The sequence below is a fragment of the Enterobacter sp. DVT3837 genome (assembly GCF_056238685.1).
Genome location: NZ_JBWDLA010000001.1, coordinates 1664331 through 1687957 on the forward strand (window position 1 = coordinate 1664331; position 23627 = coordinate 1687957).

Sequence of the window (23627 nt, forward strand, 5' to 3'; positions counted from 1 at the left end):
AAAATTGAAACGACACACATGTTATGTGTGTTCGAGTCTCTCAAATTTTCGCAAGTCGATGATGAATCGAAAGAAACATCTTCGGGTTGTGAGGTTAAGCGACTAAGCGTACACGGTGGATGCCCTGGCAGTCAGAGGCGATGAAGGACGTGCTAATCTGCGAAAAGCGCCGGCGAGGTGATATGAACCTTTGACCCGGCGATGTCCGAATGGGGAAACCCAGTGTGATTCGTCACACTATCGTTAACTGAATACATAGGTTAACGAGGCGAACCGGGGGAACTGAAACATCTAAGTACCCCGAGGAAAAGAAATCAACCGAGATTCCCCCAGTAGCGGCGAGCGAACGGGGAGCAGCCCAGAGTCTGAATCAGCTTGTGTGTTAGTGGAACGGTCTGGAAAGTCCGACGGTACAGGGTGATAGTCCCGTACACGAAAATGCACAGGTTGTGAACTCGAAGAGTAGGGCGGGACACGTGGTATCCTGTCTGAATATGGGGGGACCATCCTCCAAGGCTAAATACTCCTGACTGACCGATAGTGAACCAGTACCGTGAGGGAAAGGCGAAAAGAACCCCGGCGAGGGGAGTGAAAAAGAACCTGAAACCGTGTACGTACAAGCAGTGGGAGCACCTTCGTGGTGTGACTGCGTACCTTTTGTATAATGGGTCAGCGACTTATATTCTGTAGCAAGGTTAACCGTATAGGGGAGCCGAAGGGAAACCGAGTCTTAACTGGGCGTTAAGTTGCAGGGTATAGACCCGAAACCCGGTGATCTAGCCATGGGCAGGTTGAAGGTTGGGTAACACTAACTGGAGGACCGAACCGACTAATGTTGAAAAATTAGCGGATGACTTGTGGCTGGGGGTGAAAGGCCAATCAAACCGGGAGATAGCTGGTTCTCCCCGAAAGCTATTTAGGTAGCGCCTCGTGAACTCATCTTCGGGGGTAGAGCACTGTTTCGGCTAGGGGGCCATCCCGGCTTACCAACCCGATGCAAACTACGAATACCGAAGAATGTTATCACGGGAGACACACGGCGGGTGCTAACGTCCGTCGTGAAGAGGGAAACAACCCAGACCGCCAGCTAAGGTCCCAAAGTCATGGTTAAGTGGGAAACGATGTGGGAAGGCACAGACAGCCAGGATGTTGGCTTAGAAGCAGCCATCATTTAAAGAAAGCGTAATAGCTCACTGGTCGAGTCGGCCTGCGCGGAAGATGTAACGGGGCTAAACCATGCACCGAAGCTGCGGCAGCGACACTATGTGTTGTTGGGTAGGGGAGCGTTCTGTAAGCCGTTGAAGGTGTCCTGTGAGGGGTGCTGGAGGTATCAGAAGTGCGAATGCTGACATAAGTAACGATAATGCGGGTGAAAAGCCCGCACGCCGGAAGACCAAGGGTTCCTGTCCAACGTTAATCGGGGCAGGGTGAGTCGACCCCTAAGGCGAGGCCGAAAGGCGTAGTCGATGGGAAACAGGTTAATATTCCTGTACTTGGTGTTACTGCGAAGGGGGGACGGAGAAGGCTATGTTAGCCGGGCGACGGTTGTCCCGGTTTAAGCATGTAGGCGGAGGTTCCAGGTAAATCCGGTACCTTATTAACGCTGAGGTGTGATGACGAGGCACTACGGTGCTGAAGTAACAAATGCCCTGCTTCCAGGAAAAGCCTCTAAGCATCAGGTAACATCAAATCGTACCCCAAACCGACACAGGTGGTCAGGTAGAGAATACCAAGGCGCTTGAGAGAACTCGGGTGAAGGAACTAGGCAAAATGGTGCCGTAACTTCGGGAGAAGGCACGCTGATATGTAGGTGAAGCCCCTGCGGGTGGAGCTGAAATCAGTCGAAGATACCAGCTGGCTGCAACTGTTTATTAAAAACACAGCACTGTGCAAACACGAAAGTGGACGTATACGGTGTGACGCCTGCCCGGTGCCGGAAGGTTAATTGATGGGGTTAGCGGCAACGCGAAGCTCTTGATCGAAGCCCCGGTAAACGGCGGCCGTAACTATAACGGTCCTAAGGTAGCGAAATTCCTTGTCGGGTAAGTTCCGACCTGCACGAATGGCGTAATGATGGCCAGGCTGTCTCCACCCGAGACTCAGTGAAATTGAACTCGCTGTGAAGATGCAGTGTACCCGCGGCAAGACGGAAAGACCCCGTGAACCTTTACTATAGCTTGACACTGAACACTGGTCCTTGATGTGTAGGATAGGTGGGAGGCTTTGAAGCGTGGACGCCAGTCTGCGTGGAGCCGCCCTTGAAATACCACCCTTTAATGGCTGGTGTTCTAACGTAGACCCGTAATCCGGGTTGCGGACAGTGTCTGGTGGGTAGTTTGACTGGGGCGGTCTCCTCCCAAAGAGTAACGGAGGAGCACGAAGGTTAGCTAATCCTGGTCGGACATCAGGAGGTTAGTGCAATGGCATAAGCTAGCTTGACTGCGAGAGTGACGGCTCGAGCAGGTGCGAAAGCAGGTCATAGTGATCCGGTGGTTCTGAATGGAAGGGCCATCGCTCAACGGATAAAAGGTACTCCGGGGATAACAGGCTGATACCGCCCAAGAGTTCATATCGACGGCGGTGTTTGGCACCTCGATGTCGGCTCATCACATCCTGGGGCTGAAGTAGGTCCCAAGGGTATGGCTGTTCGCCATTTAAAGTGGTACGCGAGCTGGGTTTAGAACGTCGTGAGACAGTTCGGTCCCTATCTGCCGTGGGCGCTGGAGAATTGAGGGGGGCTGCTCCTAGTACGAGAGGACCGGAGTGGACGCATCACTGGTGTTCGGGTTGTCATGCCAATGGCACTGCCCGGTAGCTAAATGCGGAAGAGATAAGTGCTGAAAGCATCTAAGCACGAAACTTGCCCCGAGATGAGTTCTCCCTGACCCTTTAAGGGTCCTGAAGGAACGTTGAAGACTACGACGTTGATAGGTCGGGTGTGTAAGCGCAGCGATGCGTTGAGCTAACCGATACTAATGAACCGTGAGGCTTAACCTTACAACGCCGAAGCTGTTTCGGCGAAGAGAGACAGAAGATTTTCAGCTTTGATACAGATTAACAGAATTTGCCTGGCGGCTTTAGCGCGGTGGTCCCACCTGACCCCATGCCGAACTCAGAAGTGAAACGCCGTAGCGCCGATGGTAGTGTGGGGTCTCCCCATGTGAGAGTAGGGAACTGCCAGGCATCAAATTAAGTAGTAAGCCGGTGCATAAATCCGGTGGTTACAGCAGTCTTCGGTGGAGCGGTAGTTCAGTCGGTTAGAATACCTGCCTGTCACGCAGGGGGTCGCGGGTTCGAGTCCCGTCCGTTCCGCCACTTATTAAGACATTAAGCCTGCCTTATTGGCAGGCTTAATGGCAAAAAACTTTAGGGGCGTAGCTCAGTTGGTAGAGCACCGGTCTCCAAAACCGGGTGTCGCGAGTTCGAGTCTCTCCGCCCCTGCCATATATAATCCTTTGCTCCGGCAAAGGATTTTTTTTGCCTGAAACACTGCGGAAAACTCTCTTCTTAATTTTCAGCCAGCAGGAATGCTGGCTGATGTATCAATCTATTACATTGATTTTTAATAGATCTTTTATCTGTGATTGTTTATCACTGTTTTGCAGCCAAATCGCATATAGTGGCCTGGTAAGCGTTGTGGAATCCAATACAGTGTGAAGCCCGGCTTTAGCATCAGCCCAGCGGACAGGTAACCAGGTGCAACCCTTCAGCAAGGAAAGTTGCTGGCAGGCGATCTCTGCAGAGCTGGTCGTTAACTGCGGAACATCATCAGCTGCAATCAACCCCGTCTCGTTCTGCTGAAAATCAGGCCCCCACTCCAGTCGCAAATAGGTCAAGTCTGCCTTCATCATTGAAGGTTCAGAAGCATAAAGCGCCAGGCCAAACTGACCCACAATCTGGCTGCTAAATTCGTCCATCTTGGGGGCTTCGGTTGTGATCAGAAGATCAAGCTGGCGCTCATGAAGTTGTTTAACCAGCGACTGCCGTTGTGCAATCCTGGCTTCAAATTGCAAATGCCCATGAGAATGATACAGCCGGGTAAGCCATTGACTTAGCATGCATTCCCACAGTGAAGCACTGGCCCCTATTGAAAACTCATTATGCCTGGAAGTATGTGCAACCTCTTTGCGGGCAGCTTGCCAGGTATTCATCAGCGTTTCTGCGTACGGGAGCAGTTTCTCTCCGGCAGGGGTTAAACGTATGTTGTTGCGATGGCGGGTAAAAAGATTCACGCCCAGTTGGTTTTCCAGCTGTCGAATACGAAAACTGACTGCTGACTGCGTCAGGTAAAGGGCTTCAGCTGCTCGCCCAAAGTGGCGCGTTCTGCTCACTTCAAGGAAAGTTTTTAGCAATTCCGTATCCACATCTTTCTCCGCAAAATTATTTGTCGTTATGATTTAAATGTTTTGTTTTACACTCTGTCAAGCGTAACTAATACTCCGCGCCATAAATAGCTCGGCCAAAGAATTAGGAGCGTGTAGGATGGCGGAAAGCTTTACGACGACTAATCGTTTTTTCGACAATAAACATTATCCGCGCGGGTTCTCTCGTCACGGCGATTTCACCATCAAAGAAGCTCAACTGCTTGAGCGCCATGGTTATGCCTTTAACGAGCTGGATCTGGGTAAGCGTGAACCTGCAACTGAAGACGAAAAACAGTTTGTTTCTGTTTGCCGTGGCGAGCGTGAGCCGCAGTCTGAAGCGGAACGTGTATGGATCAAGTACATGGCGCGCATTAAGCGTCCAAAGCGCTTCCATACGCTGTCTGGCGGTAAGCCGCAGATGGAAGGTGCAGAAGACTACACCGAGTCTGACGACTAATAAGAAAGGGGCTACGGCCCCTTTTTTACGCCAGTAACTTTTGCAGGTGCAAAAGCAGACGATCGATTGCACGATAGCTCAACGCTTCCTGCAGATGTTGTCTCTCAATTTCATTACACCTTTCCACATCGGCGATAGTTCGGGCGACTTTTAAGAGACGCTGCCACGCACGAATTGAGAGCCCAAATCGCGTCAATGTTTCTTCCAGCCAGTTTGCGTCCTCAGCCTTTAGCTGGCAAAACTGCCGAATCTCAGCATTATCCAGACGGGCATTCAGTTTATTTTGACGTATATACTGTCGGGCCTGAGCGGCGATAACCCGCTCGCGAACCTCTACCGTGCTCTCCCCTCTGACGCTACTCTGGCTGAGCAGGCCAGGAGGAGGCAAAGGGATCTCCAGGGATAAATCGAAACGATCCAGAAAAGGGCCAGAGAGTTTCCCCAGATATCGCAGCGTCTGCTCAGGCGTACAGCGATTATGATTACCCTGATAATGTCCTGACGGGCTGGGGTTCATTGCTGCAACCAGCTGGAACTGCGCGGGGTAGCTTATTTTGGCACGTGTACGGGAGATATGAATTTCACCCGATTCGATAGGCTCCCTCAGAGCATCCAGCACTCGCCTTTCAAACTCAGGCAGCTCATCAAGAAACAGAATGCCATTGTGGGCCAATGAGATCTCTCCCGGCACCGGTATAGTACCTCCCCCTACCATGGCTGTTAGTGAGGCACTGTGGTGCGGAGAGCGGAAGGGGCGACGTCGCCACTGTTTTTGTAACGACACAGAACTCACCAGGCTAAATATCGCAGCGCTTTCAAGTGCCTCATGGTTATTGAGTGGGGGAAGCAGACCATTTAATCTGCTCGCCAGCATCGTTTTCCCTGTACCCGGCGGACCAATCAACAGCAGGTTATGCCCTCCGGCAGCGGTAATCTCCAGTGCCCGTTTCCCCTGCTCCTGACCGATAATCTCGCTGAGATCGTCCAGGCTTTCAGGTAGGAGATCCCCTGTTTCTTCAGGTTCTGCTAACTCATGTCGCCCCTCAAGATATGCACAGACCTCCTGCAAGTGCCCTGCTATCAGGCATCCTTTTTCGGCTATCAGGCTCACCTCGGAACCATTTTCATTGGCAACAATGATTTGTCGACCAGCACGAATGGCTTCCAGCGCACCTGAGATTGCGCCAGGAACGCCCCTCAATGCGCCTGTAAGCGCCAGTTCACCGATGAACTCATACGAGCCTAGCCTGGACGCATTAAGCTGTTCTGAGGCCGCGAGAAGCGCTATAGCGATAGGTAAATCATATCGACCTCCCTCTTTGGGCAGGTCCGCAGGCGCCAGGTTGATAGTGATCTTCTTTGCGGGGAAGGTATAACCGCTATTGATGATTGCGCTGCGTACCCGATCTCTGGCTTCTTTCACCGTTGTTTCCGGCAAGCCGACGAGCGTTAATCCGGGAAGCCCATTGCTCAGATGGACCTCTACGGAAATCAGCGGTGCTTTGACTCCAATAGCCGCACGCGTATAAACAACTGACAGTGACATAAGCACCTCCTTGAGGGCCGACTATGCCAGTATCTCGATCACACCTTTAGTGTCAGTTCTGTATTTTACGACGCCTGTTCCAGGCTTTTGACGACAAAATGTAACCATTACGTCTTGGCGGAAGCATTCTCGCAGAAAAAGAGCGGTTCGTTTTGATGGCCTGAGTACGCTTGAAATTATGAAAAATATTCACACTCTGTTTTTCTCATATAAAACAATGATTTTTCGGAATATGATTTGTGTGCTAATCAAAATGGTCATAAATAAATCTTGTGTTTGATTTAAAAACTGTGATAACTCTTTAGGTATTCCTTCGAACAAGATGCAAAAAGAACTGAAAATGACAGCCCTTCTACGAGTGATTAGCCTGGTCGTGATTAGCGTGGTGGTGATTATTATCCCACCGTGCGGGGCTGCACTTGGACGAGGAAAGGCTTAGAAATCAAGCCTTAACGAACTAAGACCCCCGCACCGAAAGGTCCGGGGGTTTTTTTATGACTAAAAAACTTAAGCGAGGAGCAGAGAATGAACACTAGCACAAAATTCTGTTTCTCCCGATTTATGACGGGGAACTAACTATGAATGGGGCACAGTGGGTAGTACATGCGTTGCGCGCGCAGGGAGTCGAGACAGTATTCGGTTATCCGGGTGGCGCAATTATGCCGATTTACGATGCATTGTATGACGGCGGCGTGGAACACCTGTTGTGCCGACACGAGCAGGGCGCAGCAATGGCAGCCATTGGTTATGCGCGCGCTACCGGCAAAACTGGGGTTTGCATGGCAACCTCAGGACCGGGTGCAACCAACCTGATCACCGGTCTGGCTGATGCACTGCTCGACTCTGTTCCTGTCGTGGCAATCACTGGTCAGGTCGCTTCTCCCTTTATCGGTACCGATGCCTTCCAGGAAGTGGATGTACTTGGTTTATCGCTGGCTTGCACCAAACACAGTTTCCTCGTCCAGTCTCTGGAAGAGTTGCCGCGTGTGATGGCTGAAGCATTTGCTGTTGCCAGTTCTGGCCGTCCTGGCCCGGTTCTTGTGGATATCCCAAAAGATATCCAGGTGGCTCTCGGCGATCTGGAGCCGCACTTCTCCACCGTTGAAAGCGACGATGTGTTTCCACATGAGGACGTTGCAGAGGCGCGCCAGATGCTGGCGCAGGCGAAACAGCCGATGCTGTACGTCGGCGGTGGCGTAGGCATGGCACAGGCCGTTCCAGCCCTGCGCGAATTTATCGCAACAACGCAGATGCCAGCGACCTGCACGCTGAAAGGTCTGGGCGCGGTAGATGCCGACTATCCGTACTACCTCGGCATGCTGGGGATGCACGGCACCAAAGCCGCAAACCTGGCGGTGCAGGAGTGCGATCTGCTCATCGCCGTAGGGGCACGTTTCGATGACCGCGTCACCGGCAAGCTGAACACCTTCGCGCCGAATGCCAAAGTCATCCATATGGATATCGACCCGGCAGAAATGAACAAATTGCGTCAGGCACACGTCGCCCTGCAGGGTGATCTCAACGCATTGTTACCCGCTTTGCAGCAACCGTTAGATATCCACGCATGGCGTCAGCATGCTGCAGACATGCGCGCTGAGCATGCCTGGCGTTACGACCACCCCGGTGAGGCCATCTACGCACCGCTGCTGTTGAAACAGTTGTCCGATCGTAAACCCGCAGACAGCGTCGTTACCACCGACGTGGGCCAGCATCAGATGTGGTCAGCCCAGCACATGACCTACACTCGCCCGGAAAATTTCATCACTTCCAGCGGGTTAGGGACGATGGGTTTCGGTCTGCCAGCAGCCGTGGGCGCGCAGGTTGCCCGACCGAACGATACCGTTATCTGTATCTCCGGTGACGGCTCCTTCATGATGAATGTTCAGGAGCTGGGCACCGTGAAGCGTAAGCAGTTGCCGCTGAAAATCGTGTTACTCGATAACCAGCGTTTAGGGATGGTTCGTCAGTGGCAACAGTTGTTCTTCCAGGAGCGTTACAGCGAAACCACCCTGACCGATAACCCCGATTTCCTCACTCTGGCCAGCGCCTTTGGCATCCCTGGCCAGCACATTACCCGTAAAGACCAGGTTGAAGCGGCACTCGACACCATGCTGTCAAGCGAAGGGCCTTACCTGCTTCATGTCTCAATCGACGAGCTTGAGAATGTCTGGCCGTTGGTACCGCCAGGTGCCAGTAACTCACAAATGCTGGAGAAATTATCATGATGCAACATCAGGTCGCCGTGCAGGCTCGCTTCAATCCAGAAACCTTAGAACGCGTTTTGCGTGTGGTCCGTCATCGTGGTTTTCAGATTTGCTCTATGAATATGGAGACGGCCACTGATGCTGAAAATATCAGTATCGAATTAACCGTTGCCAGTCCGCGCCCGGTCGACTTACTGTTTAGTCAGTTATCAAAGCTGGTAGACGTTGCCCATGTAGCCATCTGCCAGAGCACAACCACATCACAACAAATCCGCGCTTAAGCGTGACAGGACGAAAAAATGACGACAAAAAAAGCTGATTACATTTGGTTCAACGGTGAGATGGTTCGCTGGGAGGACGCGAAGGTTCACGTGATGTCCCACGCGCTGCACTACGGTACTTCAGTCTTTGAAGGGATCCGTTGCTACGATTCTCACAAAGGGCCAGTGGTGTTCCGTCATCGTGAACATATGCAGCGTCTGCATGACTCAGCCAAAATTTATCGTTTCCCGGTTTCCCAGAGCGTTGATGAGCTGATGGAAGCCTGCCGTGACGTGATCCGTAAAAACAACCTGACCAGCGCGTATATTCGTCCGCTGGTGTTTGTGGGTGATGTGGGCATGGGCGTTAACCCACCAGCAGGCTATACCACCGATGTGATCATTGCCGCGTTCCCATGGGGTGCTTACCTGGGAGCGGAAGCCCTGGAGCAGGGGATCGACGCAATGGTCTCTTCCTGGAACCGCGTGGCGCCGAACACCATCCCGACCGCGGCTAAAGCGGGCGGTAACTACCTCTCCTCACTGCTGGTCGGTAGCGAAGCGCGCCGTCACGGTTATCAGGAAGGTATTGCCCTCGACGTGAATGGCTACATCTCAGAAGGTGCGGGCGAAAACTTGTTTGAAGTAAAAGATGGCATTCTGTTCACGCCACCATTTACCTCGTCCGCGCTGCCGGGCATCACCCGTGACGCCATCATCAAGCTGGCGAAAGATCTGGGTATCGAAGTGCGCGAGCAGGTACTGTCCCGCGAATCTCTCTACCTGGCGGATGAAGTCTTTATGTCCGGTACTGCGGCTGAAATTACGCCGGTACGCAGCGTAGACGGTATCCAGGTGGGCGAAGGCCGCTGCGGCCCGGTCACCAAACGTATTCAGCAAGCCTTCTTTGGCCTCTTCACCGGTGAAACAGAAGATAAATACGGCTGGTTGGATCAGGTTAATCACTAAGTATAAATATGGGACGGCACGCACCGTCCCATTTAAATAGTCAGACGGGAGTAAATAAAGCATGCCTAAGTATCGTTCAGCCACCACCACCCACGGCCGTAACATGGCGGGTGCTCGCGCACTGTGGCGCGCCACCGGAATGACCGACGCCGATTTCGGCAAGCCAATTATCGCCGTGGTGAACTCCTTTACCCAGTTTGTGCCGGGTCACGTGCACCTGCGCGATCTCGGTAAACTGGTTGCCGAGCAAATCGAAGCCTCTGGCGGTGTGGCGAAAGAGTTCAACACCATTGCGGTGGATGACGGTATTGCGATGGGTCACGGGGGCATGCTCTATTCACTGCCATCTCGCGAACTGATCGCCGACTCAGTGGAATACATGGTTAACGCCCACTGCGCGGATGCGATGGTCTGTATCTCCAACTGTGACAAAATCACCCCAGGGATGCTGATGGCTTCCCTGCGTCTGAACATTCCGGTGATCTTCGTCTCCGGCGGCCCTATGGAAGCTGGAAAAACCAAGCTTTCCGACAAAATCATCAAGCTCGACCTGGTTGATGCGATGATTCAGGGCGCGGACCCGAAAGTCTCTGATGAGCAGAGTGAGCAGGTGGAACGCTCCGCGTGCCCGACCTGCGGCTCCTGCTCCGGGATGTTCACCGCCAACTCCATGAACTGCCTGACCGAAGCGCTCGGCCTGTCGCAGCCGGGCAACGGCTCGCTGCTGGCGACCCACGCCGATCGTAAACAGTTGTTCCTCAACGCTGGTAAACGCATTGTTGAGCTGACGAAACGCTACTACGAGCAGGACGACGCCAGCGCGCTGCCGCGCAATATCGCCAGCAAAGCGGCGTTCGAAAACGCTATGACGCTGGATATCGCCATGGGCGGTTCCACCAACACTGTGCTGCACCTGCTGGCCGCCGCGCAGGAAGCCGAAATCGACTTCACCATGAGCGACATCGACAAGCTGTCCCGCAAAGTGCCTCAGCTGTGTAAAGTCGCGCCGAGTACCCAGAAGTACCACATGGAAGACGTGCACCGTGCCGGTGGCGTAATCGGTATTTTGGGCGAGCTGGATCGCGCCGGGCTGCTGAACCGTGACGTGAAAAACGTGCTTGGCCTGTCGCTGCCGGAGTCGCTGGACCAGTACGACGTGATGCTGACCAAAGACGACGCGGTGAAAAAGATGTTCCGCGCGGGTCCAGCGGGTATTCGCACCACCCAGGCGTTCTCGCAGGACTGCCGCTGGGACACCCTGGATGACGATCGCGCCGAAGGCTGCATCCGCTCGCTGGAACACGCCTACAGCAAAGACGGTGGTCTGGCTGTGCTGTACGGTAACTTTGCGGAAAACGGCTGCATCGTGAAAACCGCAGGCGTGGACGACAGCATCCTGAAATTCACCGGCCCAGCAAAAGTGTATGAAAGCCAGGACGAGGCGGTAGAGGCGATTCTCGGTGGCAAAGTGGTGGAAGGTGATGTGGTGGTGATCCGCTACGAAGGTCCGAAAGGCGGGCCGGGTATGCAGGAGATGCTTTACCCAACCACCTTCCTGAAATCCATGGGACTCGGTAAAGCTTGCGCACTGATCACTGATGGTCGATTCTCTGGCGGTACGTCCGGCTTGTCCATCGGCCACGTTTCCCCTGAAGCAGCGAGTGGCGGCAATATCGCCATTATCGAAAATGGCGACCTGATCGAAATCGATATTCCAAATCGCGGTATTCAGCTGAAGCTCAGCGACCAGGAAATTGCGGCTCGTCGTGAGGCGCAAGAAGCGCGCGGCGACAAAGCCTGGACGCCGAAAGATCGTCAGCGTGAAGTCTCCTTCGCCCTGCGTGCTTACGCGAGCCTTGCCACCAGTGCAGATAAAGGCGCGGTGCGCGATAAATCGAAACTTGGGGGCTAATGATGGCCGAATCACAACCCTTATCTGCCGCCCCTGAGGGGGCGGAATATTTAAGAGCGGTGCTACGCGCGCCGGTCTATGAAGCGGTGCAGGTCACCCCGCTGCAGAAAATGGAAAAACTCTCTTCGCGCCTTGATAACGTGATCCTGGTGAAGCGCGAAGACCGTCAGCCAGTACACAGTTTTAAGCTGCGCGGGGCCTACGCGATGATGGCCGGGTTAACCGACGAGCAAAAAGCACGCGGCGTAATTACCGCCTCTGCAGGTAACCACGCTCAGGGCGTCGCATTCTCCTCTGCTCGCTTAGGGTTGAAAGCGCTGATCGTGATGCCAGTCGCTACCGCAGACATCAAAGTCGATGCGGTGCGAGGTTTTGGCGGTGAAGTGCTGCTCCACGGGGCTAACTTCGACGAAGCCAAAGCCAAAGCGATTGAGCTGGCGCAGCAGCAGGGGTTTACCTGGGTACCGCCGTTCGATCACCCGATGGTGATTGCCGGGCAGGGCACGCTGGCGCTGGAGCTGCTGCAACAGGATGCCCATCTTGACCGCGTGTTTGTACCGGTCGGCGGCGGCGGGCTGGCGGCGGGCGTGGCGGTGCTGATCAAACAGCTGATGCCGCAGATCAAAGTCATTGCCGTTGAAGCGGAAGATTCTGCCTGCCTGAAAGCGGCGCTGGATGCCGGTCATCCGGTAGACCTGCCGCGCGTCGGGCTGTTTGCGGAAGGTGTGGCGGTTAAGCGCATCGGCGATGAGACCTTCCGCCTGTGCCAGGAGTATCTTGACGATATTGTCACGGTTGATAGCGACGCGATCTGCGCGGCGATGAAAGATCTGTTCGAGGATGTTCGCGCGGTGGCGGAACCGTCCGGCGCGCTGGCGCTGGCGGGGATGAAAAAATACATCGCTCAGCACAACATTCGCGGCGAACGCCTGGCGCACGTGCTCTCCGGTGCTAACGTTAATTTCCACGGTCTGCGCTATGTTTCAGAGCGCTGCGAGCTGGGTGAACAGCGAGAAGCACTGTTGGCGGTGACCATCCCGGAAGAGAAGGGCAGCTTCCTGAAATTCTGCCAGCTACTCGGCGGCCGCTCAGTGACGGAATTTAACTACCGTTTTGCTGACGCCAAAGATGCGTGCATTTTTGTCGGCGTACGTCTGAGCCGTGGCGTGGAGGAGCGCAAAGAGATCCTCAATCTGCTGCACGAAGGTGGCTACAGCGTTGTTGACCTCTCTGATGATGAAATGGCGAAACTGCATGTGCGCTATATGGTGGGCGGCCGTCCATCGAAACCGCTCAAGGAACGTCTGTTCAGCTTTGAGTTTCCGGAATCTCCGGGCGCACTGCTTAAGTTCCTGCATACGCTGGGTACGCACTGGAACATCTCTTTGTTCCACTACCGCAGCCACGGCACGGACTATGGACGCGTGCTGGCCGCGTTTGAGCTGGGCGAACATGAGCCTGATTTCGAAACGCGGCTGAACGAACTGGGCTATGACTGTCACGATGAGACGCATAACCCGGCGTTCAGGTTCTTCCTCGCGGGTTAATGGTTTGGCAGGATCTGCCAGAACGCATCAATAAGCGGCTCATGCAGCCGCTTTTTTTGTGCACACACGCCAAGCTCAAACGGTGTTTTCTCGTCGCTGCGTTCCAGAATCATCACGCGGTTACGTACCGGCTCCGGGCTGTTTTCCAGCACCACTTCCGGCAGCAGCGCCACGCCGCAGCCGAGCGCCACCATTGAGACCATCGCCTCATGGCCACCAACTGTTGCGTAAATCGACGGATTGCTGATCTTCTGACGGCGGAACCAGAGCTCAATACGGCGGCGTACCGGTCCCTGATCGGCCATGATAAACGGCACCGTTGACCAGTCCGGTTTCTCCACCGATACCTGATTACGCACCGGGCAGGGCAGTGCCGGGGCAATCAGCACTACCGCCAGGTTCTCCAGCATTGAAAATGCCACCGCACCCGGCAAGGTTTCGGGTTTCCCGGCAATGGCGAGATCCGCTTCGCCAGTCACCACTTTTTCCATTGCGTCGGCGGCGTCGCCGGTAGTGAGCTTAATTTCAACCGACGGATGCGCCGCGCGGAAGCGGTCGAGAATGGGCGGCAGATGGCTATAGGCGGCGGTCACGGAGCAGAAAATATGCAGCTCGCCGGAAAGTGACGGCCCCTGCTGGTCAATCGAGTGCCGCAGCTGCTGGTACTGCAACAGCGTCTGCTGGGCAAAAATGCGCAGTTCTTCACCCGCTTCCGTGAGGGTAACGGTACGGTTATCACGCACAAACAGCGGCTGGCCGAGATCTTCCTCAAGGCGCTGGATTTGCCGCGAAAGCGTAGAGGGGCTGACGTGCATCGCCCGGGCGCTGCGGCCAAAGTGGCGGCTTTCCGCAAGATGCAGGAACATTTTCAGATCGCGTAAATCCACTGATGTCACTCCCCTTTTTTACATTGCAGATATTGCAACGTGACGTTGTGAATATATCAATTTCCGCAATGAATTTCCTGTTGTAATGTGGGTACATTCTCGCTGAACAGCGAACCGAACAATAAGACACACAACATCACGAGGTATCACCCATGGCTAACTACTTTAATACACTGAACTTGCGCCAGCAGCTGGCGCAGCTGGGCAAATGCCGCTTCATGGCGCGCGACGAATTTGCCGATGGCGCGAGCTACCTTCAGGGTAAAAAAGTGGTCATTGTCGGCTGTGGCGCACAGGGTCTGAACCAGGGCCTGAACATGCGTGACTCCGGTCTGGATATCTCCTACGCCCTGCGTAAAGAAGCGATTGCCGAGAAGCGTGCTTCCTGGCGTAAAGCGACCGAAAACGGCTTTAAAGTGGGTACCTACGAAGAGCTGATCCCGCAGGCGGATCTGGTGGTTAACCTGACGCCAGACAAACAGCACTCTGACGTTGTGCGTTCCGTACAGCCGCTGATGAAAGATGGCGCGGCGCTGGGGTATTCCCACGGTTTCAACATCGTTGAAGTGGGCGAGCAGATCCGTAAAGACATCACCGTTGTGATGGTGGCTCCGAAGTGCCCGGGTACGGAAGTCCGTGAAGAGTACAAACGTGGCTTCGGCGTGCCGACCCTGATCGCGGTTCACCCGGAAAACGATCCGAAAGGCGAAGGTATGGCGATTGCCAAAGCATGGGCTGCCGCAACCGGTGGTCACCGTGCGGGCGTGCTGGAATCTTCCTTCGTTGCAGAAGTGAAATCTGACCTGATGGGTGAGCAGACCATTCTGTGCGGCATGTTGCAGGCTGGCTCTCTGCTGTGCTTCGACAAGCTGGTGGAAGAGGGTACTGACCCTGCATACGCTGAAAAACTGATTCAATTCGGCTGGGAAACCATCACTGAAGCCCTGAAGCAGGGCGGTATTACGCTGATGATGGACCGTCTGTCTAACCCGGCGAAACTGCGTGCTTACGCATTGTCTGAACAGCTGAAAACCATCATGGCACCGCTGTTCCAGAAACATATGGACGACATCATCTCCGGTGAGTTCTCTTCCGGCATGATGGCTGACTGGGCGAATGACGATAAGAAACTGCTGACCTGGCGTGAAGAGACCGGTAAAACCGCGTTCGAAACCGCGCCACAGTATGAAGGTAAAATCGGCGAGCAGGAGTACTTCGATAAAGGCGTACTGATGATTGCCATGGTGAAAGCAGGCGTTGAGCTGGCGTTCGAAACCATGGTGGATTCCGGCATCATCGAAGAGTCTGCGTACTACGAATCACTGCACGAGCTGCCGCTGATTGCGAACACCATCGCCCGTAAGCGTCTGTACGAAATGAACGTAGTGATCTCTGATACCGCTGAGTATGGTAACTACCTGTTCTCTTACGCTTGCGTACCGCTGCTGAAAGAGTTCATGACTACGCTGCAGACAGGCGATCTGGGTAAAGCGATTGCAGAAGGAGCCGTGGATAACGCGCAGCTGCGTGATGTAAACGAAGCGATTCGCAGCCATCAGATCGAGAAAGTGGGTCATAAACTGCGTGGCTACATGACCGATATGAAACGTATTGCGGTAGCGGGTTAACAACCTTGTCGGGTGGCGCTTCGCTTACCCGACTTACAAAACGCTAAGACGTAAGCCGGGTAAGGCGCAGCCGCTACCCGGCTTTTTATTTGCGATACAGAACCTTAATAATGTGATAACCGAACTGCGTGTGCAGCGGGCCGGTTGGCTCCAGTACCGGGCAAGAGAAGACCACTTTGTCGAACGCCGGAACCATCTGACCCTGACGGAATTCACCTAAGTCACCACCGCGTTTGCCTGATGGGCAGATAGAGTGCTTCTTCGCCAGCTTACCGAAGTCGGCACCGTTCTTAATTTGCTCCAGAAGATCCAGAGCCAGTTTCTCTTCTTTAACGAGGATGTGCACTGCTGCTGCTGTTTTTGCCATGATCGTGCCTTGAATTGGTTGAAATAAATCGGGGCGCAATATACCACGCGTCAGCGGCGATACAGCACCTTAATGATATGGTAGCCAAATTTGGTTTTTACCGGGCCGTAGGGCTTCAGGAGCGGGCAGCTAAAGACTGCCTGATCGAACGGGCCGACCATCGCACCTTGTTGAAATTCCCCGAGATCCCCGCCATTGCGTCCGGACGGACATTTAGAGTAGCGCTTTGCCAGATGATCAAAGCTGATGCCGCGCTCCAGCTTGGCAAGGATCTCCTGGGCCAGTTTCTCTTCTTTTACCAGAATATGCAGGGCTGCTGCGCTCTTTTTCATGGTTCTGCTCTACGGGTTAAACGCGATTTCTCCACTTTATCATTAGCCGGTAAATCTGCGCCCGGCTTTCTGCTACAATCCACACCCCGTTCGAAGATTGAGCAATATTCCCATGCGTTTAAACCCTGGACAACAACAAGCGGTCGAATTCGTTACTGGACCATGCCTGGTGCTGGCAGGGGCGGGTTCCGGTAAAACCCGCGTGATCACGAATAAAATCGCCCACTTAATTCGTGGGTGTGGCTATCAGGCACGCCACATTGCGGCGGTGACATTTACCAATAAAGCAGCGCGCGAGATGAAAGAGCGTGTTGGCCAGACGCTGGGGCGCAAAGAGGCGCGCGGGCTGATGATCTCCACCTTCCATACCCTGGGGCTGGATATCATTAAACGCGAATACGCCGCACTGGGGATGAAGTCTAACTTCTCTCTTTTCGATGACACTGACCAGGTGGCGTTGCTCAAAGAGCTCACCGAAGGCCTGATCGAAGACGACAAAGTTCTGCTGCAACAGCTGATCTCGACGATCTCAAACTGGAAAAACGATCTGATGACGCCTGCACAGGCGGCAGCGAGTGCGAAGGGCGAACGGGATCGGATCTTCGCGCACTGTTATGGTCTGTACGACGCGCATATGAAAGCGTGCAACGTATTGGATTTCGACGATCTGATCCTCCTGCCAACGCTGCTGCTTCAGCGTAATGAAGAGGTACGTGAACGCTGGCAGAACAAGATCCGCTACCTGCTGGTGGATGAATATCAGGATACCAACACCAGCCAGTACGAACTGGTGAAGCTGCTGGTGGGGCAGCGCGCGCGTTTCACCGTGGTGGGTGACGATGACCAGTCAATTTACTCCTGGCGCGGTGCACGTCCACAAAACTTGGTGTTGTTAAGCAAAGATTTTCCTGCGTTGCAGGTGATTAAGCTGGAGCAAAACTACCGTTCTTCCGGGCGTATCCTCAAGTCGGCGAATATCCTGATCGCCAATAACCCGCATGTGTTTGAGAAGCGTCTGTTCTCCGAACTGGGTTACGGCACCGAGCTGAAAGTGCTCAGTGCCAATAATGAAGAGCATGAGGCTGAACGCGTTACCGGCGAGCTCATTGCCCACCACTTCGTGAATAAAACCGAGTACAAGGATTACGCCATCCTGTATCGCGGTAACCACCAGTCGCGCGTCTTTGAAAAGATGCTGATGCAAAACCGCATCCCCTACAAAATTTCGGGTGGTACGTCGTTCTTCTCGCGTCCTGAAATCAAGGATCTGCTGGCCTATCTGCGCGTGCTCACCAACCCGGATGATGACAGCGCGTTTCTGCGCATCGTGAACACCCCGAAACGTGAGATCGGCCCGGCGACACTACAAAAGCTTGGCGAATGGGCGATGACCCGCAACAAAAGCCTGTTTACCGCCAGCTTTGATATGGGGCTGAGTCAGACGCTGACCGGACGTGGTTACGATTCGTTAACCCGTTTCACCCACTGGCTGGGTGAAGTGCAGCGCCTTGCGGAACGTGAACCTGTCGCGGCAGTGCGCGATCTCATTCACGGTATTGATTACGAATCCTGGTTGTACGAAACCTCCGCCAGCCCGAAGGCGGCTGAGATGCGGATGAAAAACGTTAACCAGCTCTTCAGCTGGATGACCGAAATGCTGGAAGGCTCGGAGATAGATGAGCCAATGACCCTGACTCAGGTGGTCACCCGCTTTACCCTTCGCGACATGATGGAGCGTGGCGAGAGCGAGGAAGAGGCTGACCAGGTTCAGCTGATGACGTTACACGCGTCAAAAGGACTGGAGTTCCCGTATGTATATCTGGTCGGTATGGAAGAAGGTTTGCTGCCGCACCAGAGCAGCATTGATGAAGATAACGTCGACGAGGAACGCCGTCTGGCCTATGTCGGGATCACCCGTGCGCAGAAGGAGCTGACATTTACACTGTGCAAAGAGCGTCGTCAGTATGGCGAACTGGTGCGTCCGGAACCGAGTCGTTTTCTGCTGGAGCTACCGCAGGACGATCTGATCTGGGAGCAGGAGCGCAAAGTGATTACGGCAGAAGAGCGGATGCACAAGGGGCAGGCTAACGTGGCGAACATTCGCGCGATGCTCGCGAAAGCCAAAGAGAAAGGATAATTATTCGAAGGCCGGGTATGGCGAAACCGCCACCCGGCAATGCTCAGGGTATTACTTCACTTCAAGAACCCAGTGTACATAACTCTGCCACTGGCACTCCTGTTCGATCATCTCTGCCCCAAGTGGATGATTATCAATCCAGTTTTCCGGTAACGTCAGCGAAAGCTTCTCGCCATCAGCGACCAGATTGATGGCAGGTAGCAAATCATCGCGGCGGCGGCTGGCAAACAAAATCGCCAGACGTAGCAGTCGGCAAAGATGCTCGGCCACGCGTGGCGGTACGGCGTTTTGTTGATGTAAAGAGGAGAGGTCAACGGCGTTGGTCTGGTTCAGCAGCAGGGTTGCCAGCAACTTTTTCTGTGCAGGCGTGTAGCCCGGTAAATCGAGGTTACGTACCAGATAGGCCGCATGAACAGGGGCCTGTTTGAAATCAATGCTCAGCCCCACTTCATGTAGCGCGCAGGCGCTCAGCAATAAATCACGGCTCAAAGGGTCAAGATCCCAGCCGGTGGCAACCTGATCGGCGAAGCGTGATGCCAGTTGCGCCACACGACCCGCCTGGTCGATATCAACCAGAAAACGACGCTGCACGTTGCGCAGAGTACGGCTGCGAATGTCCTGATCAACCGACAGATGCAACATCCCATAGACCAGGCCTTCTCGCAGTGCGCCGCCAGCCAGCGTCATACACTGAATGTTTAGCTCGGTGAAAATCGCAATCAGAATGGCCAGCCCGCTCGGGAAAACCAGCGCACGTTCAAGCGTCAGGCCTTCAATTTCAAGCTCTTCCAGCCGCCCACACTGAATAGCGCGCTGTTTAAGCTGCTGGAGCTTGGCAAGCGTGATCCGCTCATCCATTCCCTGCGCCATCATGATTTCCTGCAAGGCCTGCACAGTGCCAGAAGCACCCACGCAGACTTTCCAGCCGTGATAACGAAGTTCATTCATGACCGGACGCAACACCTCGCGTGCGGCATTCTCCGCCTCGTCGAAGTTTTCTTTCCCCAGATTCCGGTCAGTGAAGTAGCGCTCAAGCCAGGTCACGCAGCCCATCGACAGGCTGAACAGTGACGTTGCTTGGGCGCCGGTGCCGGTCACGAGTTCGGTGCTGGCACCGCCGATATCCACGACCAGACGGCGATCGTCACCTCCTGTCGTATGGGCAACGCCCTGATAGATCAGGCGGGCTTCTTCTTCACCGCTGATAACCTGAACCGGACACCCCAGAATTTCCTGCGCTTTAGCAATAAAATCTACGGCGTTAACTGCCAGGCGGAGCGTCGCCGTGGCGACAACGGTAATTTGGGAATGCGGGATATCCTGCAGACGCTCAGCAAAGAGCCGTAGACACTGCCAGCCACGTTCCATGGCTTCATGGGATAGGTGGTTATCGCTGCTCAGGCCCGCCGCGAGGCGGACCTTGCGCTTAATACGCGTCAGCGTTTGTATGCTTCCCGCCACCTCGCGCACAACCAGCATATGAAAACTATTCGAACCGAGATCAATTGCCGCATAAAGCGAGGTGGAACTGAGCATATTTTCTTAACCTGAACGACGACGATTACGCGGTGCGCCAGAGCGACGCGGGCCATTGCCGGAGCGGGCGCGGGTAAGGCGCTTAGGCGGCGGCAGTTCGCTTAGCAGCGCTTCCGGATTGTATTTGCTCTGCGGAATAGAGTGACCGATGTAGGTCTCAATGGCTGGAAGATTCAGCGCATACTCTTCACACGCAAGGCTAATAGAGTGACCGCTTGCGCCCGCACGACCGGTACGACCGATACGGTGAACATAGTCTTCGCAGTCATCTGGCAGGTCATAGTTAAAGACGTGCGTCACGGCTGGAATGTGTAAACCACGTGCTGCCACGTCGGTTGCGACCAGAATATCGAGATCGCCACGGGTAAATTCTTCAAGAATACGCAGGCGTTTTTTCTGCGCCACATCGCCGGTCAGCAGGCCAACACGGTGACCGTCTGCAGCCAGATGACCCCAGATGTCTTCGCAGCGGTGTTTGGTGTTCGCGAAAATAATGGCGCGGTCTGGCCACTCTTCTTCGATCAGCGTTTGCAGCAGACGCATTTTCTCTTCATTAGATGGATAGAAGAGCTCTTCTTTAATGCGGTGACCTGTTTTCTGCTCGGGCTCCACTTCCACGTATTCGGCGTTGTTCATCTGCTCGAACGCCAGCTCACGTACGCGATAAGAAAGGGTCGCGGAGAACAGCATGTTCAGACGCTGATTTGCCGGAGGCATGCGACGGAACAGCCAGCGGATGTCTTTAATGAAGCCCAGATCGTACATACGGTCAGCTTCATCCAGCACCACAACCTGGATGGCACCGAGGTTAATGTGGTTCTGTTTAGCGTAATCAATGAGGCGGCCCGTGGTACCGATCAGGATATCCACACCGCTTTCCAGCACTTTAAGCTGTTTATCGTAGCCGTCGCCGCCATAGGCCAGGCCAAGCTTCAAGCCGGTAGCCTGTGCCAGGGGCTCAGCGTCTGCATGGATCTGTACCGCCAGTTCTCGCGTTGGGGCCATAATTAGCGCACGCGGCTGGTTAACTTTGCGGTCTGCAATCGCTGGATGAGAAAGTAAATAATGAAACGTTGACGTTAAGAACGCCATCGTTTTGCCAGTACCGGTTTGCGCCTGCCCTGCAACATCGCGACCGGCCAGCGTTAGCGGCAGCGCGAGGGCCTGAATGGGCGTGCAGTTATGAAACCCTTTTTTTTCAAGGGCTTCCGTCACCTTTGGGTGCAGGGCGAAGTCGGAAAACTTCTGTTCTGTTAAATGTGTTTTGCTCATAGTGTGGTAGAATATCAGCTTACTATTGCTTTACGAAAGCGTATCCGGTGAAATAAAGTCAACCTTTAGTTGGTTAATGCGACATCAACACGTCGTTGGTGGAGACAAAACCAACGTACCAGGCTTATTCCTGTGGAGTTATATATGAGCGATAAAATTATTCACCTGACTGACGACAGTTTTGACACGGACGTACTTAAGGCTGACGGGCTGATCCTCGTCGATTTCTGGGCTGAATGGTGTGGTCCTTGCAAAATGATCGCCCCGATTCTGGATGAGATCGCCGACGAATATCAGGGCAAACTGACCGTTGCCAAGCTGAACATCGACCAGAACCCGGGCACCGCACCAAAATACGGTATCCGTGGCATTCCGACCCTGCTGCTGTTCAAAAACGGCGAAGTGGCGGCGACCAAAGTGGGCGCGCTGTCCAAAGGTCAACTGAAAGAGTTCCTCGACGCTAACCTGGCGTAAGGTTTCTCCGCTGTGCGTTCAGAGCTCCCGGCTAAATGATGAGGAACTCTGGACGCCCGGCTGAAGTCGTGCTAAGTTAGCTATGACTTCGTTTTAAACATATCTTGTTGTTTGAATCTTGTTTTACCCGATACTTCCCGTTGTTGACTTATACAGTGCGTGAAGTGGCTAAATTCCGGGCTTGTCACTCAATCCGTCTTGTCGTTTCAGTTCTGCGTTCTTTCCCTGTGACCAGACAGCGAACAGACATGAGTTGATGGCCGCTAAACAGGCATGGATGACCCTGCCATACCATTCACAACATTAAGTTCGAGAATCACCCCGAGTTTAAGAACCCACACCATTATGAATCTTACCGAATTAAAGAATACGCCGGTTTCTGAGCTGATCACTCTCGGCGAAAATATGGGGCTGGAAAACCAGGCTCGTATGCGCAAGCAGGACATCATTTTCGCCATCCTGAAGCAGCACGCGAAGAGTGGCGAAGATATCTTTGGCGACGGTGTGCTGGAGATATTGCAAGACGGATTTGGTTTCCTCCGCTCTGCAGACAGCTCCTACCTCGCCGGCCCTGACGACATCTACGTATCCCCTAGCCAAATCCGCCGTTTCAACCTCCGCACTGGTGACACCATTTCAGGTAAGATTCGTCCTCCTAAAGAGGGTGAACGCTACTTTGCGCTGTTGAAAGTTAATGAAGTTAACTACGACAAACCAGAAAACTCACGTAACAAGATCCTTTTTGAGAACTTAACGCCGCTGCACGCGAACTCTCGCCTGCGCATGGAGCGTGGTAATGGTTCTACCGAAGACTTAACTGCGCGTGTTCTGGACCTGGCATCACCAATTGGTCGTGGTCAGCGTGGTCTGATTGTGGCACCGCCAAAAGCGGGTAAAACCATGCTGCTGCAGAACATCGCGCAGAGCATTGCCTATAACCACCCAGACTGTGTGCTGATGGTGCTGCTGATTGACGAACGTCCGGAAGAAGTAACGGAAATGCAGCGTCTGGTTAAAGGTGAAGTTGTGGCTTCTACCTTTGACGAACCTGCATCTCGTCACGTTCAGGTTGCGGAAATGGTTATCGAGAAGGCGAAACGCCTGGTTGAGCACAAGAAAGACGTGATCATCCTGCTCGACTCCATTACGCGTCTGGCCCGTGCGTACAACACTGTGGTTCCGGCTTCCGGTAAAGTATTGACCGGTGGTGTGGATGCCAACGCCCTGCATCGTCCGAAGCGTTTCTTCGGTGCTGCACGTAACGTGGAAGAGGGCGGCAGCCTGACCATCATCGCGACGGCGCTGATCGATACCGGCTCTAAAATGGACGAAGTTATCTACGAAGAGTTTAAAGGCACAGGCAACATGGAACTGCACCTCTCTCGTAAGATTGCAGAAAAACGCGTCTTCCCGGCTATCGATTACAACCGTTCCGGTACCCGTAAAGAAGAGCTGCTCACCACACAGGAAGAGCTGCAGAAAATGTGGATCCTGCGCAAAATCATCCATCCAATGGGTGAAATCGATGCAATGGAGTTCCTCATTAATAAACTGGCGATGACCAAAACCAACGACGATTTCTTCGACATGATGAAACGCTCGTAACGCAAATAAAGCCAGTGAACGCCACGTTTTTACGTGGCGTTTTTCTTTTATGGACTATACGCTAGTATCACCTACTCCCAATTTTGACCGGTCGGTGCGACAATAGAACCGTTTGTGCAGTCAAATAAAT

19 protein-coding genes, 2 tRNA genes and 2 rRNA genes are annotated in these 23627 nt (G+C 53.8%); 16 read left to right on the top strand and 7 right to left on the bottom strand.

Translation table 11 applies throughout. The annotated features are described in order from the left end of the window. Nucleotides 1-92 precede the first annotated feature (92 nt). The 4 genes from AC0XWG_RS08150 (at nt 93) to AC0XWG_RS08165 (ending at nt 3444) form a co-directional block, all read left to right on the top strand. Nucleotides 93-2997: ribosomal RNA gene (locus AC0XWG_RS08150) — 23S ribosomal RNA — on the top strand. Nucleotides 2998-3067: 70 nt separating this feature from the next. Further along, a 5S ribosomal RNA gene (gene rrf / locus AC0XWG_RS08155) occupies nt 3068-3183 on the top strand. A 55-nt stretch (nt 3184-3238) separates the two neighbouring features. Beyond that, nucleotides 3239-3315, top strand: a tRNA-Asp gene (locus AC0XWG_RS08160). Between the two features lie 53 nt (nt 3316-3368). Further along, nucleotides 3369-3444 (top strand) — tRNA-Trp (locus AC0XWG_RS08165). Between the two features lie 98 nt (nt 3445-3542). Here AC0XWG_RS08165 and hdfR read toward each other — a convergent pair. Next, nucleotides 3543-4364 (bottom strand): HTH-type transcriptional regulator HdfR, encoded by an 822-nt coding sequence (gene hdfR, locus AC0XWG_RS08170; protein WP_028018220.1) that lies wholly within the window; start codon nt 4362-4364, stop codon nt 3543-3545. 118 nt (nt 4365-4482) lie between these two features. Here hdfR and AC0XWG_RS08175 point away from each other — a divergent pair, with 118 nt between their 5' ends. Continuing rightward, nucleotides 4483-4821 carry a MaoP family protein gene (locus tag AC0XWG_RS08175; RefSeq protein ID WP_008501577.1) on the top strand — a complete coding sequence of 113 codons (339 nt, stop codon included), beginning with the start codon at nt 4483-4485 and terminating at the stop codon, nt 4819-4821. A gap of 25 nt (nt 4822-4846) precedes the next feature. Here AC0XWG_RS08175 and AC0XWG_RS08180 read toward each other — a convergent pair whose 3' ends face one another. After that, a complete protein-coding gene (locus AC0XWG_RS08180; RefSeq protein ID WP_128348566.1) occupies nt 4847-6367 on the bottom strand; it encodes a YifB family Mg chelatase-like AAA ATPase in 1521 nt (506 codons plus the stop codon). 340 nt (nt 6368-6707) lie between these two features. Between AC0XWG_RS08180 and ilvL the strand changes: the two genes are divergently transcribed. From ilvL to ilvA, 7 genes are all read left to right on the top strand, one after another. Further along, nucleotides 6708-6806, top strand: a complete 99-nt coding sequence (ilvL, locus tag AC0XWG_RS08185) for an ilv operon leader peptide (RefSeq protein WP_001311244.1) — start codon at nt 6708-6710, stop codon at nt 6804-6806. A gap of 86 nt (nt 6807-6892) precedes the next feature. Next, on the top strand, nt 6893-6943 hold the full coding sequence (gene ilvX / locus AC0XWG_RS08190) for a peptide IlvX (RefSeq protein ID WP_108091188.1): 51 nt from the start codon (nt 6893-6895) through the stop codon (nt 6941-6943). A 2-nt stretch (nt 6944-6945) separates the two neighbouring features. Further along, nucleotides 6946-8592, top strand: coding sequence for an acetolactate synthase 2 catalytic subunit (gene ilvG / locus AC0XWG_RS08195; protein ID WP_049008149.1), 1647 nt, complete (start codon nt 6946-6948; stop codon nt 8590-8592). Then, complete coding sequence (gene ilvM, locus AC0XWG_RS08200) at nt 8589-8852, top strand: acetolactate synthase 2 small subunit (protein ID WP_028018217.1); 264 nt, start codon at nt 8589-8591, stop codon at nt 8850-8852. The genes ilvG and ilvM overlap by 4 nt, the downstream gene beginning before the upstream one ends. 18 nt (nt 8853-8870) lie before the next feature. Beyond that, a complete protein-coding gene (gene ilvE, locus AC0XWG_RS08205) occupies nt 8871-9800 on the top strand; it encodes a branched-chain-amino-acid transaminase (protein ID WP_023309654.1) in 930 nt (309 codons plus the stop codon). A 61-nt stretch (nt 9801-9861) separates the two neighbouring features. Continuing rightward, nucleotides 9862-11712: a dihydroxy-acid dehydratase gene (gene ilvD, locus AC0XWG_RS08210; RefSeq protein ID WP_257247764.1), complete on the top strand. Its 1851-nt coding sequence runs from the start codon at nt 9862-9864 to the stop codon at nt 11710-11712. A 2-nt stretch (nt 11713-11714) separates the two neighbouring features. Then, nucleotides 11715-13259, top strand: coding sequence for a threonine ammonia-lyase, biosynthetic (gene ilvA / locus AC0XWG_RS08215; RefSeq protein ID WP_128348564.1), 1545 nt, complete (start codon nt 11715-11717; stop codon nt 13257-13259). On the opposite strand, the gene ilvY is transcribed toward ilvA, so the two are convergent. Next, complete coding sequence (gene ilvY, locus AC0XWG_RS08220) at nt 13256-14146, bottom strand: HTH-type transcriptional activator IlvY (RefSeq protein WP_028018214.1); 891 nt, start codon at nt 14144-14146, stop codon at nt 13256-13258. The two genes, ilvA and ilvY, sit on opposite strands and share 4 nt — an antisense overlap. Before the next feature lie 152 nt (nt 14147-14298). Between ilvY and ilvC the strand changes: the two genes are divergently transcribed. After that, the gene (gene ilvC / locus AC0XWG_RS08225) at nt 14299-15774 is read left to right on the top strand and encodes a ketol-acid reductoisomerase (protein WP_021242831.1); all 1476 of its coding nucleotides are present in this window, start codon (nt 14299-14301) and stop codon (nt 15772-15774) included. 85 nt (nt 15775-15859) lie between these two features. Here ilvC and ppiC (AC0XWG_RS08230) read toward each other — a convergent pair whose 3' ends face one another. After that, the gene (gene ppiC, locus AC0XWG_RS08230; protein ID WP_023309650.1) at nt 15860-16141 is read right to left on the bottom strand and encodes a peptidylprolyl isomerase PpiC; all 282 of its coding nucleotides are present in this window, start codon (nt 16139-16141) and stop codon (nt 15860-15862) included. A 50-nt stretch (nt 16142-16191) separates the two neighbouring features. Further along, complete coding sequence (gene ppiC / locus AC0XWG_RS08235) at nt 16192-16473, bottom strand: peptidylprolyl isomerase PpiC (protein WP_049008154.1); 282 nt, start codon at nt 16471-16473, stop codon at nt 16192-16194. A gap of 112 nt (nt 16474-16585) precedes the next feature. On the opposite strand from ppiC (AC0XWG_RS08235), the gene rep reads away from it, so the two are divergent. After that, nucleotides 16586-18610, top strand: coding sequence for a DNA helicase Rep (gene rep, locus AC0XWG_RS08240; RefSeq protein ID WP_028018212.1), 2025 nt, complete (start codon nt 16586-16588; stop codon nt 18608-18610). A 51-nt stretch (nt 18611-18661) separates the two neighbouring features. Here rep and gppA read toward each other — a convergent pair whose 3' ends face one another. Then, nucleotides 18662-20146, bottom strand: coding sequence for a guanosine-5'-triphosphate,3'-diphosphate diphosphatase (gene gppA, locus AC0XWG_RS08245; protein ID WP_108091182.1), 1485 nt, complete (start codon nt 20144-20146; stop codon nt 18662-18664). A 6-nt stretch (nt 20147-20152) separates the two neighbouring features. Then, nucleotides 20153-21418 (bottom strand): ATP-dependent RNA helicase RhlB, encoded by a 1266-nt coding sequence (gene rhlB / locus AC0XWG_RS08250; RefSeq protein WP_028018210.1) that lies wholly within the window; start codon nt 21416-21418, stop codon nt 20153-20155. A 144-nt stretch (nt 21419-21562) separates the two neighbouring features. On the opposite strand from rhlB, the gene trxA reads away from it, so the two are divergent. Both trxA and rho read left to right on the top strand, forming a co-directional pair. After that, a complete protein-coding gene (trxA, locus tag AC0XWG_RS08255; protein WP_006179218.1) occupies nt 21563-21892 on the top strand; it encodes a thioredoxin TrxA in 330 nt (109 codons plus the stop codon). Nucleotides 21893-22237: 345 nt separating this feature from the next. Then, nucleotides 22238-23497: a transcription termination factor Rho gene (rho, locus tag AC0XWG_RS08260; protein WP_001054528.1), complete on the top strand. Its 1260-nt coding sequence runs from the start codon at nt 22238-22240 to the stop codon at nt 23495-23497. Nucleotides 23498-23627: the final 130 nt, after the last annotated feature.